Genomic DNA, 13,778 nt, shown 5'->3' with positions numbered 1-13,778 from the left:
GAGGAAGGAGAGGGAAGTTACTTCACGCCGGTCATGGTGATGCCTGCGATGAAATGCCGTCTGGCCAAANGGAAGCAGATGACCATGGGTGCCGTGATGATCGTCGCTCCCGCCATCAGCGCGCCGTAGTTCGCGCCGGACTCGACGTCGGCAAAAANCAGCATTCCAAGCGGCGGCGGGGCAAGATTGGTATCGGTGACGACGATCATCGGCCAGTAGAGGTCGTTCCAGTGCGCCACCAGCGAGAAGACCGAAAACGCTGCAAGCGATGGCAAAGAGCCGCGCAGCACCAGACGCCAGCAGATTTCCAGCTCCGAAAAACCATCCATGCGGGCCGCTTCTATGACCTCGTTGGGGTAGCTGCGGAAGGACTGGTTGAACAGGAAGATCGCAAAGACCGAAAGCAGAAACGGCATCATCATTGCGAAATAGGTGTTCAGCAATTGCGCCTTCGCCAAACCGACGAACAGCGGCAGGGCGAGCGCCTGGATCGGTACGCAGAGTGCCGCAATCACCAGCGTCAGCAACAGTTTGCGACCGGGAAAACGAAGTTTTGCCAGCGCATAGGCGGCGGGAACCGCCGTCAGCACCTGAACGATGAGAATGCCGAAACAGACGATCACGCCGTTCAGCATGAAGCGCAACATCGGCACCTGGCTGGCCGCGCGCGTGTAGTTATCGATGGCCGCGAATTTCTCCGGTATCGGCCACAGCGATACGCTGAAGATTTCCGCCGGCGAACGGATCGACGTCAGGAACATCCAGTAAANCGGTAGCAGCATCACGAATGCGCCAACGGCCAGAATGAGGTGCGGCAGATATTTGCGAAGAGCGACCATCAATAATGCACCTTCCGGTCCATATGCACCGTCTGGCCGATTGAAAGAACCAGAACGATTGCCAGAAAANTCAGCGTCAGGGCTGCTGCGTAACCCGTGTTGGAGTATTCGAAACCTTCGAGATAAAGTGCAAACAAAAGCACTTCCGACCCGGACCGCCCCTTTGTCAGAACCGCCACGGTCTCGAAAACCTTGAAGGCGGAAATCGACGTGGTGACGACGACGAACATTGTCGTTGGTCCCAGCATCGGCCACGTCACCTTGAAAAAGCGGTCGATCGGGTTCTTTGCGCCGTCCAGCCGGATTGCCTCATGCAAGTCCTTGGGAATAGCTGTCAAACCGGCCAGAAACAGAACCATGTTGAAGCCGAGAACCTGCCAGATGCCGATAATGGCCATCGTCGGAATGAGCAGGGAAGGGTTTGAAAGAAAGCCCACGGGCTCAAATCCCATCCATTTGATGGCCGCATTGACCGGGCCAAGGGAGGGATGCAGCAGGAACTGAAACACGGTTGCCATGGCGACAAGTGTCGCGGTGACAGGCAGGAAGTAGGCGATTTCCCAGAAGGCGCGGCTGCGCTTGCGGTTATAAACCAGTAGTGCAATGCCGAGAGCGAGGAAGACACCAACGGGAATAACGATGACGGCATAGAGCACGGTATTGGCCATGGCGCGCAGAAAGACGGGGTCGCTGAATGCCTTGTGGAAATTTGCCAGACCAACAAAATTCGTAGAAATCGCGCCCAGTTGGTAATCCGTGACCGAGAAGACGGCAAGCACGATCATCGGAATGATATAGATCGCCAGCAGCAACAGGACTGCCGGAAGAACGAAGAAAATACCACGCCGCGCCATGCGACGCGCTGTCGATGAGCTTTTCAATTTTTCGTCTGACAGGGCCGCAGAGACTGGAACAACCGCACTCACGCCGGCACCTGCTCTTGCAACATCACTTCGCAGCGTTTCTCGTCAGCGCCGAACAAATGCACATGTGTCTTTGTAAATCCCAGCCGAACCTTGCCGTCATCGTCGGCATTGAGGGTGTCACCGGCCCTCTGGCGCATGATGAGGTTGATGGAGGTGTCGTCGATCAGTTGAAGAATGACGTAGCGGTCAGCCCCTTGCGTTTCGGTCCGAACAATACGTGCTTCAATGCCTTCCGCAGATGGGAAGATATCTTCGGCACGGATGCCGAGAGTGGCCGGACCTGCCGCAACGCTGTGCGCTCCAAGCCCAAGCTTTCGTCCAAACATCACGATCTCGCCAGATGCTCCGATTTCCACCGGCAACAGATTGATCGACGGTGTTCCGATGAAGCGGGCAACCGTCAGTGTCGCGGGCTGTTGATAAAGCTCATCCGGCGTGCCCAGTTGCTCGATGCGGCCTTCCGACATCAGGGCGATCCGGTCGGACATGGTCATCGCCTCGATCTGGTCATGCGTGACGTAAACGAAGGTCGCGCCAAGGCGGTCGTGCAGGCTGGTCAGTTCTCCACGCATATGCGCGCGCAGCTTGGCATCGAGGTTCGATAGCGGCTCATCCATCAGAAATGCAGCCGGCGAACGCACCAGTGCACGCGCAAGGGCCACGCGCTGGCGCTGGCCACCGGACAGTTGTGCCGGGCGACGGTCGAGCAGATGGCCGATCTGAAGCACCTCGACTGCATCCTTTACCGCAGCGTCGATGTCACGCAACGTTTCGGCGTTTGCGGCCATGCGTCCCACCAGCGGCAACCTTGCCCAGAAGGAGAGGCGACGCATTCTCAGTGGAGTCGCGATATTGTCGTAGACACTCATATGAGGATAAAGCGCGTAGGACTGAAAAACCATGGCGAGGTTTCGATCCGCCGGATCGACATCCGTAACATCACGGCTGCCGATTGAAACAGTGCCGCGATCCGCAGCTTCGAGACCAGCGATGATCCGGAGCAAGGTGGACTTGCCGCAACCCGACATGCCGACCAGCGACAAAAATTCGCCGGGACGAATGGACAGATCGATGCCCTTGAGCACGTCATCGGCTCCGAAACCCTTACCAATTCCAGAGAGTGTAAGTGACTGAGGCTGCATTTTGCGCTCCTTTTCAAAGGCGCGTATGAAGCGGTCAGATGACGGCCTTGCGACAGTTTTGAGAAGATTCCGTAACGAAAACAGGTCTTGATGACCTGTGGTTGCAGGTCATACCTCCTTGCGTTGCTAAATAGGAAAAAAGCAACGTCCGGCGGTGAAGTTCCGTTCGTGCAATCTTTTGAAACGGCCAAGACGCCGGTGGCTTACCGATTCCGCAAAACCGTGCAGGCAACCTTTGCAGTTCTGATCTGCTCACACAGAAGGTTGGCTTCGGCGCGTGTTTCCCGCCCTATCCTTGCCGCGTAGCGCGGGCGGTTTCCGAAGTTGCCGCCGCGCTGCCGAACGATCAAGGCGCGCTCCTCGTTGATGGGAGACGGCAGCCGGCTGATCGCTCTCGTAAACAATGTTTCCACGACCGCTGGACGGTAATGCGCCGCAAGCTGGACACCCCAGGGAGCCCAGTCTGCGGAGCCGCTGAAAACCGGTTCCTGCATGCGCCGCGTTTCGGCAAGTGCCAGACACGCATCCTGAAACGGCAGGGTATCGTCAAGTTCGGGTGCAGCGATCCCCGGTGGGGCGTCACGCCATGTTTCGATGGTATGCCCTGTGATGGCAANCACATAGTCACGCGTTTCTGTCGGCAGGCGCCCATTTGTGAGGAAACGGGCAAGCCCGTTCTCACCGGCATTGTAAGCTGCTGCAGCAAAACCGAAGTTTCCGAAGCGCCCTTCCAGTTCCTTCAAATAGGATGCGGATGCCTCCAGAGCGTCGATTACGTCGAAGCTGTTGACCAAACCGCGGCTTTTGGCGGTTGCGGGCATGAACTGGGCTATGCCTTCCGCGCCCTTGAAGCTCAAGGCCTCTGCACGAAAGAGGCTTTCGCGCCAGATCAGACGCGCGAAGAAGGCAGGCGGGACATTATTTTCTTCGGCAAAACGCGCCATTGTCCGGCACAGATCGGTATTGAACGAACTCTTGCGGATGCAGATGTTGTGCGCGCCCCGGCTTCGCTCATAAAGGCACGCTGCCTCGTCATCCTCTGCACCCACTGCTGCCTGCGTCGCAAAANTCGGTAGGCTGAGCAGAGCCCCCAGCGCGATCAATCCTGCGGTGGTCAGGTTGTTGAAGTTCATGCTGAAATTTACTCGCCTGCTTTTTCGAGATTGTCGCTATTGCGGAGGTCTGTTTCTACCAGGGGATTGCGCTGCCGTCATAGGCAATGAAACCGCCTGATGCGTCGGGGCGGAGCGTATTCAGCGTGCTGAGAATGGAGGCCGCCGCTTCGTCTGGCGAAACAGTGCGGTGACCACCGGCGTAAGGCTTCGACAAATTCGTTCTGACGGTCCCCGGATGGATCGCCGTCAGCACCATATCGGGATGCGTTCTTGCATATTCAATCGCGGTGGTGCGGACGATCTGGTTGAGGGCCGCTTTCGAAGCGCGATAGGAAATCCACCCGCCCAGCCTGTTATCCCCGATGGAGCCGACACGCGCCGACAGAAACGCGACGATGCTTCGCTCCTTGCGATCCAGTAAAGGCAGAAAATGTTTGGCGATCAGTGCGGGACCGACGGCATTGATGCTGAATTCCCGCAGCATGATGTCCGGGTCCACCTGCTTCAGAGATTTTTCCGGGGGATGTCCGTCCACGTCGAGCACCCCCGTTGCGCAGATCACAAGCTGGATAGATTTGCCCTGGAGCTGTTGTGCGGCTTTCTCGATGCTGGTTTCATCCAGAAGATCGATCTGCCCTTCGCTGCGCGACAGCGGAAAGACTTTGCCGACATGGGGCTCCCGTTGCAAATGCTGGCACAGCGCGGAGCCGATGCCGCCGCTTGCACCAATGACGACCGCGCCAAAACCGGGAGGCAGGGACGCGAGGAGTGGATCGCTGGATGTTCTCATAAAACAGGAAACGAGTTCGAACGATCTATGTTCACCATTGCAACCTCTCTTTCGAATAAAGATTATCTCATGTCCATCGCCTCTATCGAGGGAACTTCGAAGGTGTCTTCCGGTTTGTAACAGGCGTCAGTCGGCGCTGCGTCACGGGGTTTATTCTGCATATGACACCTAAAATTGCCATCATCGGCTCTGGCCCAACGGGAATATACACGTTGAAGGGCTTGGTCGGAAAATCCGAACCACTTTCCATCACTGTTTTTGAAAGTGAATCGGATCCGGGCAAAGGGACACCTTATCATCCGGCGCTCAACGACCGTGCCATGCTTTCCAATATCGCAAGTATCGAGTTGCCGCCCGTCTGCGAGACCCTGATGCAATGGCTTTTGCGCCAGACGGATGAGGAACTGCAACGTTTTGGCGTAGAGCGTGCCAGCATAGACGAGCGTGAGTTTTATCCACGCGTTGTTCTGGGCGAGTTCCTGTACGCGCAGTTTTTGCAGCTTCTGAATATCGGCAGATCCAACGGCCACACGATTGAGGTGAAGGCATCGCACCGCGTAGCCGACATCGAGCTAAGACCGACAGACATTCGCCTGAGCGTGAAAGCACCGGATGGCGAAAGTCTGGAGTTTGCTTTCGATCACGTGGTCATGGCAACCGGTCACGATTTNCCTGAGACGACCGAGATCAAGCCTGGCTATTACGTATCCCNTTGGCCAGCGCCGGTGCTGAAATCGATCAAGCCTTGCAAGGTCGGCATTTTAGGCACGTCCTTGAGCGGTATCGACGCTTTGATCACAGTTGCCACCGCGCATGGCTCATTCCTCCTCGATGAGCAGGGTGATCTGCAATATCACGCTCTTCCTGACACGGAAGGTCTGCATGTAACGATGATGTCGCGAAAGGGCGTCTTGCCGGAGGCGGATTTCTATGGCGAAATTCCCTACAGACCGCTCCAGTTTTGCACGGAAACAGCCATCCAGAATCTGATCGCCACACGCCGTCATGATCTGCTGAATGCGGTATTTGAACTGTTCAAGGCCGAGCTGGTGTTTTGCGATCCTGAGTACGCCTCACATATCGGCCTTTCGCAGCTGACCGTGGAGACCATCGCCAAGGCGTATTTCCATGATCGCGAAACCACACCGCCTTTCGCATGGGCGGCGCGCAATCTGGCTGAAGCTGAAGCCAACAAGGTGCGTAAATATACGGTGGAATGGCGCTATGCCATTTNGCGCATGCATGAAGTCATCGCCTTAGCTATCCCGCATCTGAACGAAAAAGACCTCGAACGCTTTCATACATATTTCAAGACGGTCTTCGTTGACGATTACGCCACCGTTCCGCACGCGTCGATCCGCCGCCTGCTGGCGCTTCATCGCGCCGGTAAACTCGACATTCTGGCGCTGGGCAATGAGAGCGATATCGACAACAAGGCCGTCGAACGGGGCGCTGTCGTTCACAGCAACGGCAATAGCCTTCAGTTCTATGCCTTCATCGATGCCACCGGCCAGCACACGCTGTCGGCGCGTGATATCCCATTCCCGACTCTGAAAAANCAGGGTGTCGTTCTCAAGGCGACGACCACGACAGCGTCTTCAATGGTGAGTGTTGACGATCAGTTCGTGCGGACCGGTGGTATCGATCTGGACGATAAGTTCAGGCCGATCTTCCATGACAATCTGACCAACCAGCTCTATTGCGGTTCGATTGCATTCCTGCTGCACAAACTTCCGTTCGTCCAGGGCATCACCAGCGCTCGCGATATCGGATACACGGTCTCGCAGGCCATATTGGAAACCATCGCAACTCCGGCACTCGAAGTCGCCTGATCAGGTGTCGATCAGGTGAACGCTGTCACCGATGGCAACGACACCAGCGGTTTCGATAGACCCGTATATGCCGAAATTGCGTCGGTTCTGGCGAAGAATGGTACGGAGAATTTCAGGGTTCTCTGTGATTTCCGGCTGGGCGATCAGCGTTAATCCGCATCTTTTNGTTTCCTCGGATGCCAAAGCAGCAATATGGGCCCCGATTTGTAGACGCTGGCCAATCCACGCCTTCTCACGAAACTCAGCGTCACCATGTGTTCTCAGCACGATCGTCGGGCGAAAGCGTTTGCTGTGAACTTTCTCCGTCCCTATGAGGTTGGAGAGATGGTCAAGAGAGCTGGTCGTGATCAGATGCAACGGACTTGGCTCATACCTGTTGACGGCAACGCGATGGTCTTCGCGCATTGGTGCCTTTCCCTTTTCGTAGGGCCAAACGGCAGCGGCGAAGCCGAAATGCTGCGATAGCTTCAATCCTGTTTCCGGGTCTGTTACCGCAAGCCAGCTTCCATCCGGGAAGCCAATTTCGGGAACAGTTTCAGCCAGACGCGATTGCAGGAACAGCGCGGGCCGCCAGCGCTCTTCTTTTTCGGGAGAAGCGGCGTTGCCGGATTGGGCATCAACGACACACCAGTTCCTGTCGCTCGGAATTCCGTCCGCTTCGATCTCTACCGAGGTCAATTGCTCCCCACTGAGCGAACTGACCGGATAGCGCCAGATTTCCTCGACCGTCCCCAATAATGTCAATGCAATTCCGATCTTTTCATTTCTATGTCGGACAGAAAACTGTGTTGTGGAGAGCTGGTTCCATCGTCGAAATCGACGTTCGCCATGTGCTTTACACTCACACCGCGCTGGCCAAGGCCACAGCATCCGCGACGCTGTCCCATTTCTCCTCGCTCAGCGTGGATGTGGCAATTCGGATATGGTCTCCGGGCAGAAGTGTGAACTTTCGTCCGGGGTTGATGGCAATGTTGCGGGCCGCCAGCGTGACCGTGGCAAAGGGCTCGGAAGCCACCGGCAGCCAGATGCAAAGGCCGCTGCCGGGACGTATATCGATCCCCCGCGACGTCAGGGCATCCGTCAGACCATCGCGGCGATGCTGATAGGCGGCGCGGGCTTGTGCAACGATCTCCCAGCTTTGCGGATTGCGCAAAAGCCAGGCTGTTGCTCCCTGTAGCACGCGGCTCGTCCATCCGGCGCTGAAAGCGCGGTACGACTGAATCTGCTCCACGATCGATGCTGAGCTGGACAGCACCGCAAGGCGCAGATCCGGCCCCAGCGTCTTCGAGTAGGACAGAATGTGAATGGTTCGGTCGGGAAAACGATTGCCCAAGGACTGGGCGGGGGCTGTAGAAATGTCGCCCAATCCGTCATCTTCGATGATCAGCGTTTCACTCCCTTGCAAAATGTCTCCCAGTTCCGCCATCCGGTCTGCACTGACGGTCTGTCCTGTCACGGAGTGCAGGCGCGGCTGAAAAACGAACACGGTCGGGCGCTCCCGAAGTGCTGCATGCAGGGATGCTGGCGTCGGGCCTTGTTCATCGCACATCACGGGAATAATCTTGACCCCGAAATCCTCCAGAATGTCGAGAAGCCGCATCGCTGTCGGATTTTCGATGGCAACGGCCGAGCCCGGGGAAACGAGGGCGCGGATGGCGGTGTAGACGGCATTATAGCCGCCATTCGTCACCAGAAAGGCCTCCGGCTGATAGGGCCAACGCTCGTTGACGGCTGATTGCAATTCGGGAATGATGCGGCTGCGTTCGTAATCGTTGAGTTTATCCACCGTCGCGGCATGGGCGAGAGCTTCGGCCAATGGCGGCAAAAATGCTGTATCGGGAACGGCAAGGGTCAGGTCCAGCGCATTGGGGGCATAGTTCCCGGCGCTGGCAAAGCGTTCCGGCTTGGCAATGAAGCGGTCGCCACTGACCCAGGTGCCGTTTCGTCCGCGCCCCGTTATGACCTTGTGGCGGCGCAAATCCGCCCATGCTTCGGAAAGCGTTGCGGGACTTATGCCCAGCTCATAAGCCAGATCGCGGATGGACGGCAGCCGTGTGCCCACGGGCAGAACACCAGCGCGGATGAGGGCGCTCGTCTCAAGTGCAATACCGCGAATGGTTCTGTCGGCTATTTTTNCGGCAAGCCGTGATGCCGTGAAGGTGTTGCTCAAAATTTTTGCCTTTAAATGTTCAATAACGTAATAACATTTGATGTTTGTAATTTGAACATTTAACTTTTGCTTACCGAGATTTTTTNGTGAGCATTCAGCATGACCGTGACGCTTCGCCTTGCACTCCGTGACTGGGACTATATGACCCCGCTGGTCCTTGGAGATGTGTCCTCGCCCCGCCTCGATATCAAAGTTGACCGTGTGGGAACGCTCGTCTCCAATGTCGCGACCGAGACTGCCTATGATGCTGCCGAAACATCGTTCAGCCGTTATGCGCAAATGCGTCACGACGGGGATGAAAGCGTGGTCGGCGTTCCCAATTTCATCATGCGCGGTTTCCGTCATCGCTGCATCATCACCAGCAAGGCTAGTTCCATCAGGCAATTGTCGGATCTCGCTGGCAAGAAGATCGGCGTTACCGGCTGGCGGGATTCCGGCAATACCTGGACCCGTGCAGCCGTTCGTCGCGAAGGCGTCGGCGTCGAGGACGCGATGTGGTATGCTGGACGTCTGACGAAAGATCACCCCATCACCGATCGTCTCGATGGCTTTGGCCGCTCCGGTCGTATCGAAGCTGTGCCCGGTGAGCGCCCGATGGTCGATCTGCTGGAGGATGGCGGGCTGGACGCCGTGTTCACACCCTTCATGCCCAAAGGCTTCTTCGATAAGGACTCGACCCTGCGGCAGGTGCTTGACGATTACCGCTCTGCCGAAGTCGATTATTTCAATGATGTCGGATATGTGCCGGGCATGCATTTGATTGGTTTCAAGGCCGAAATCGTGCACGAGCATCCGTGGATCATGGATGAATTGAGCGAGCTACTGGATGCGTCCCAGCGCATGTGGCTGGAAAAGCGCGAGAAATATGCCGACACGACGCCGTGGATGATCGATGAGTTGCGCCGTTGTGCTGCCGATCTTTCTCCGTCGTGGAGCGTTAATGGCTTCGAAGCCAACGAAAAAATGATCGCCGATTTCGCTCTGGAACTTCACGAGCAGAAAATCCTGCCACGCCTGCTTTCGCCTGCGGACCTTTTTCCAATGCATGCCGCTGGCCGCTGATACGAGAATTCAAACACGACGATCTTCCGAGTTAAACAAAAAANGGGGAATGCCATGTACTCGAAATTGACCACATCCGTCGCTCTTCTGGGTTTGCTTCTTGCTACGCCAGTGCTGGCGCAGAATGCAGCCATTCCACAACAGACACTCAATAAGGAGCTGAATGCCCGCCTGCCGGAGAAAATCCGCACCGACGGCAAGATGATTTCCGTCAATAACGGTTCTTTTCCTCCCTATGAAATCGTCACGGGAACTGAACTGACCGGTGCAAGTGCCGACCTCACAGACGCTCTGGGTCAATTGCTCGGCGTGAAGATCGAACATGCCACGGTCGGCGGTCTTCCAGCACTTTTGTCTGGCGTCAATTCCGGTCGATACCAGTTCGCATTCGGCCCCGTGGGCGATTTCAAGACCCGTCAGGAAGCCAATGACTTCGTGGATTGGGTCCAGGAATTCGTCGTCTTCGCCGTACAGAAGGGCAATCCAAAGGGCATCGTCTCGCTGGACACGGCCTGCGGCACCCGCATTGCGGTCATGGCTGGCGGCTCGGCCGAAAAAGTCATTAAGGCGCAGGTCGAAAAATGCACGGCCGATGGCAAGAAACCTGTCGAGGTTAAGTCCTACACCGACCAGCCAAGCTCCATTCTGGCGGTTCGCTCCAAGCGCGCCGACGCTTTCTTCTCGTCGCAGGCACCGCTGACCTATTTTGTCTCGCAGGCCAATGGCCAACTGGAACTCACCGGCGTGGGTGAGAAAAATGGCTTCGATGACCTGTTTCAAGGTGCCGTCGTGCCCAAGGGCTCGCCATTGGGCGAAATTTNGCGGGATGGCGTCAAGGTCCTCATCGATAACGGCACCTATGGCACCATCATGAAAAANTGGGGTCTCGCAAACAACGAGATCAAAACACCGGGCATCAATCTGGTGGGAGTTGAAAAGAAATGAGTGCGGCTCAGGCTCACGCCGCATCGCCTCCCGGCGGTGCGGACCCGCGCGATGTGGCAAATGCCCATCGCCCTTTTCAAACGGGTCGGGTCACGCTCTGGCTCATCACCATCCTGATTGCCACCAACTTCGCATGGATCGTCGCCAACAACGAAAACTTCGGCTGGCCTGTTGTCGCGCAGTATTTTTTNGACCCTACCGTTATGCAGGGTCTCTCCGTCAGCCTCGGGCTGACGGTCGTGGCTATGTTGATCGGCGTCGTTCTGGGCCTTTTGCTGGCAGTCGCGCGCATGTCTCAGGACGTTCTGGCAAGCTCGCTGTCCGGGCTATTCGTCTGGTTCTTCCGTGGAACGCCTCTGCTTGTCCAGCTTATCTTCTGGTATAATCTTTCCACATTGTTTCCAGAAATCTCCATCTCCATTCCCTTCGGTCCAACGTTGATCAGCTGGGAAACCAACTCGGTCATCACGCCGATGACGGCTGCCATCGTCGGGCTGGCACTCAACGAAGCGGCCTATATGGCCGAGATCATCCGCGGCGGCCTTCTCTCCGTCGATAGAGGTCAGGCAGAAACGGCGGAAGCCTTCGGCATGACCAAGGCGCGCGCTTTGTGGCGCATCATCATTCCGCAGGCCATGCGCTCCATCGTCCCGCCAACCGGCAACCAGTTGATCAGCATGATCAAGGCGACCTCGCTGGTCAGCGTCATCGCCATGGCTGATCTGCTCTACTCGGTCCAGTCGATCTACAACCGCACCTTTGAAATCGTCCCGATGCTGATGGTCGCGGTCATCTGGTATCTGCTGATCACCTCCGTTCTTAATATTGGCCAGGGTTATATCGAGCGTTATTATGGCAGAGGCGACCGTCGCACGGCCACTGCCCAAGCACCCGCCGTTCAGCAGGAGGCGACGCCATGACCGCTGCAAATCATGAAAAACAGCCACTCGTGCGCGCCCGTAATGTCCACAAGGCCTTCGATCAGCTTGAAGTCCTCAAAGGCATCGATCTCGAGGTGTTTCCGGGAGAAGTCGTGGTCGTTCTCGGCCCTTCGGGCTCCGGTAAATCCACCTTCCTGCGCTGCATCAACCATCTGGAATCGATCAATCGCGGTTCTATCGAAGTGGGTGGGGAGCAGATCGGATATCGCTTCCGCAACAACAAGCTGGAGAAGCTGTCCGGCAATGCCATCGCCGCGCAACGTCGCAACATCGGCATGGTGTTCCAGCAGTTCAACCTCTATCCGCATATGACGGCGTTGCAGAACATCATCGAAGCGCCGGTCGGCGTGCACGGTGAAAGCAAGGCACAGGCCATGGCCTATGCACGGGAGCTGTTGCAAAAAGTCGGACTGTCCGACAAAGCGGACAACTATCCACGCCAGCTTTCCGGCGGCCAACAACAGCGGGTGGCGATTGCCCGCGCGCTTGCCATCAAGCCTAAGCTGATGCTGTTCGATGAGCCGACATCCGCGCTCGACCCTGAACTGGTCGGCGAAGTTCTGTCCACCATGCGTGACCTTGCACGCCAGGGCCTGACCATGATCGTCGTCACCCACGAAATCGGCTTTGCCAAGGAAGCGGCGGATCGCGTCGTCTTCATGGATGGCGGCCACATCGTGGAGATGGGGACGCCCGAAGAGGTGATCGGCAATCCCCAGCACCCACGTACGCAGGCTTTTCTGGCGCGCTTTCTCTGAACGACGTCAGCGCTGCCCCGGACGAGTTGGCCGGGTCAGCGTCTTCACATGCTTTTCCGAACTGGAGTTCCCATGACCGTGCTCGACAATGCCTATACCCGTGTGTCTGATTTCGCAGATATGGAATCCGAACTCATAGAGACGCGGCAATATCTTCACGCCAACCCGGAACTCTCCTTCGAGGAAGCCGAGACGGCGCGCTACGTCGCAGAAAAGCTGGAAGGCTGGGGTTATGAGGTCACGCGCAACGTTGGCGGTCATGGTGTCGTGGCACGGCTGACGGTCGGCGAAAGCAAGAAAAGCATCGGCATCCGCGCCGACATGGATGCACTTCCCATTCTAGAGGAAACCGGAGCGCCCTATGCCAGCAAGGTGCCGGGCAAGATGCACGCTTGCGGCCATGATGGCCACACCACCGTGTTGCTGGGCGCGGCGCAACATCTGGCCAGAACACGCCGTTTCAACGGCACGGTCACGCTGATTTTCCAGCCAGCGGAGGAGGGTGGCAAGCCGAGCGGCGCGCAGAAGATGATCGATGACGGCCTGTTCGAGCGCTTCCCCATCGACGCCATTTTCGGTCTGCACAATCACCCCGGTGCCGCTGAAGGCAAGCTTCTTTTGCGGTCCGGCCCGATGATGGCGTCTTCGGATACGGCAAAGATCACCATCAAGGGCAAGGGCGGCCATGCTTCGCGGCCTCATCTCACCATCGATCCCATCGTTGTTGCCTGCAATCTGGTCGTGGCGCTGCAAACCATCGTTGCCCGCAACATCGACCCCACCCAGACGGCGGTCGTCACCGTCGGCACGATCCATGCGGGAGAGGCGGTCAATGTCATACCGGAATACGCCAAGCTTGCGCTCAGCATCCGTTCTTTCGATCCTGCTATCCGCGAACTACTGCATGAGCGGATTACCAAGCTGACGCACGCCGTGGTCGATGGTTTCAGCGCATCCGTAGAGATCGATTACGAGCGCGGCTATCCCGTGGTCGTCAACTCGGAAGAGGAAACCGCGTTTGCCCGCATGGTTGCGGAAGAACTCGTCGGCGCCGACAATGTCTCGATCTGCCAGCTCATTCCCGGTAGCGAAGACTTCGCCTGTTTCCTGGAACACAAGCCCGGAAGTTTCCTGCGGCTTGGAAATGGCATGAATTCCGCAATCCTGCACAGCCCGAGATATGATTTNGCCGATGCAAGCCTCACCGTCGGCGCTGCCATGTGGGCGAGACTTGCGGAACGTTATCTGGCATAAGAGC

The 13,778-nt window shown here is 57.0% G+C and carries 13 protein-coding genes; 6 read left to right on the top strand and 7 right to left on the bottom strand.

The genetic code is table 11. The features are described 5' to 3' along the window. Window positions 1-17 precede the first annotated feature (17 nt). The 5 genes from CUC55_RS05565 to CUC55_RS05545 all read right to left on the bottom strand — a co-directional run bounded on the left by CUC55_RS05565 (window position 18) and on the right by CUC55_RS05545 (window position 4,812). Entirely contained in the window at window positions 18-839 is an 822-nt protein-coding gene (locus tag CUC55_RS05565; RefSeq protein WP_103087209.1) for a carbohydrate ABC transporter permease, read from the bottom strand. Further along, window positions 839-1,693, bottom strand: coding sequence for a carbohydrate ABC transporter permease (locus CUC55_RS05560; protein ID WP_425352754.1), 855 nt, complete (start codon window positions 1,691-1,693; stop codon window positions 839-841). The genes CUC55_RS05565 and CUC55_RS05560 overlap by 1 nt, the downstream gene beginning before the upstream one ends. Before the next feature lie 68 nt (window positions 1,694-1,761). Continuing rightward, entirely contained in the window at window positions 1,762-2,907 is a 1,146-nt protein-coding gene (locus tag CUC55_RS05555; protein ID WP_067652113.1) for an ABC transporter ATP-binding protein, read from the bottom strand. Between the two features lie 203 nt (window positions 2,908-3,110). Then, window positions 3,111-4,040, bottom strand: coding sequence for a transglycosylase SLT domain-containing protein (locus tag CUC55_RS05550; RefSeq protein ID WP_103087207.1), 930 nt, complete (start codon window positions 4,038-4,040; stop codon window positions 3,111-3,113). A 55-nt stretch (window positions 4,041-4,095) separates the two neighbouring features. Beyond that, the gene (locus CUC55_RS05545; RefSeq protein WP_067652107.1) at window positions 4,096-4,812 is read right to left on the bottom strand and encodes an SDR family NAD(P)-dependent oxidoreductase; all 717 of its coding nucleotides are present in this window, start codon (window positions 4,810-4,812) and stop codon (window positions 4,096-4,098) included. Window positions 4,813-4,973: 161 nt separating this feature from the next. Between CUC55_RS05545 and CUC55_RS05540 the strand changes: the two genes are divergently transcribed. Further along, a complete protein-coding gene (locus tag CUC55_RS05540) occupies window positions 4,974-6,644 on the top strand; it encodes an FAD/NAD(P)-binding protein (RefSeq protein ID WP_103087206.1) in 1,671 nt (556 codons plus the stop codon). Here the strand turns inward: CUC55_RS05540 and CUC55_RS05535 are convergent, their stop codons facing one another. Further along, on the bottom strand, window positions 6,645-7,514 hold the full coding sequence (locus CUC55_RS05535) for an MOSC domain-containing protein (protein ID WP_082760313.1): 870 nt from the start codon (window positions 7,512-7,514) through the stop codon (window positions 6,645-6,647). Beyond that, complete coding sequence (locus tag CUC55_RS05530) at window positions 7,486-8,814, bottom strand: aminotransferase-like domain-containing protein (protein WP_103087205.1); 1,329 nt, start codon at window positions 8,812-8,814, stop codon at window positions 7,486-7,488. The genes CUC55_RS05535 and CUC55_RS05530 overlap by 29 nt, the downstream gene beginning before the upstream one ends. Window positions 8,815-8,913: 99 nt before the next feature. Between CUC55_RS05530 and CUC55_RS05525 the strand changes: the two genes are divergently transcribed. From CUC55_RS05525 to CUC55_RS05505, 5 genes are all read left to right on the top strand, one after another. After that, window positions 8,914-9,876: a substrate-binding domain-containing protein gene (locus tag CUC55_RS05525; protein WP_067652099.1), complete on the top strand. Its 963-nt coding sequence runs from the start codon at window positions 8,914-8,916 to the stop codon at window positions 9,874-9,876. A gap of 54 nt (window positions 9,877-9,930) precedes the next feature. After that, window positions 9,931-10,821 (top strand): ABC transporter substrate-binding protein, encoded by an 891-nt coding sequence (locus CUC55_RS05520; protein ID WP_103087204.1) that lies wholly within the window; start codon window positions 9,931-9,933, stop codon window positions 10,819-10,821. Next, the gene (locus tag CUC55_RS05515) at window positions 10,818-11,741 is read left to right on the top strand and encodes an amino acid ABC transporter permease (protein WP_103087203.1); all 924 of its coding nucleotides are present in this window, start codon (window positions 10,818-10,820) and stop codon (window positions 11,739-11,741) included. The genes CUC55_RS05520 and CUC55_RS05515 overlap by 4 nt, the downstream gene beginning before the upstream one ends. Further along, the gene (locus CUC55_RS05510) at window positions 11,738-12,520 is read left to right on the top strand and encodes an amino acid ABC transporter ATP-binding protein (protein WP_067652090.1); all 783 of its coding nucleotides are present in this window, start codon (window positions 11,738-11,740) and stop codon (window positions 12,518-12,520) included. The genes CUC55_RS05515 and CUC55_RS05510 overlap by 4 nt, the downstream gene beginning before the upstream one ends. A 72-nt stretch (window positions 12,521-12,592) precedes the next feature. Continuing rightward, window positions 12,593-13,774 carry a M20 aminoacylase family protein gene (locus CUC55_RS05505; protein ID WP_103087202.1) on the top strand — a complete coding sequence of 394 codons (1,182 nt, stop codon included), beginning with the start codon at window positions 12,593-12,595 and terminating at the stop codon, window positions 13,772-13,774. The last annotated feature ends 4 nt before the right edge of the window (window positions 13,775-13,778 follow it).

The sequence above is a fragment of the Agrobacterium bohemicum genome (assembly GCF_002896715.1).
GTDB lineage: Bacteria > Pseudomonadota > Alphaproteobacteria > Rhizobiales > Rhizobiaceae > Agrobacterium > Agrobacterium bohemicum.
Note: the sequence above shows the minus strand (reverse complement) of the source record. Positions and strands in the feature narration are given on the sequence as shown.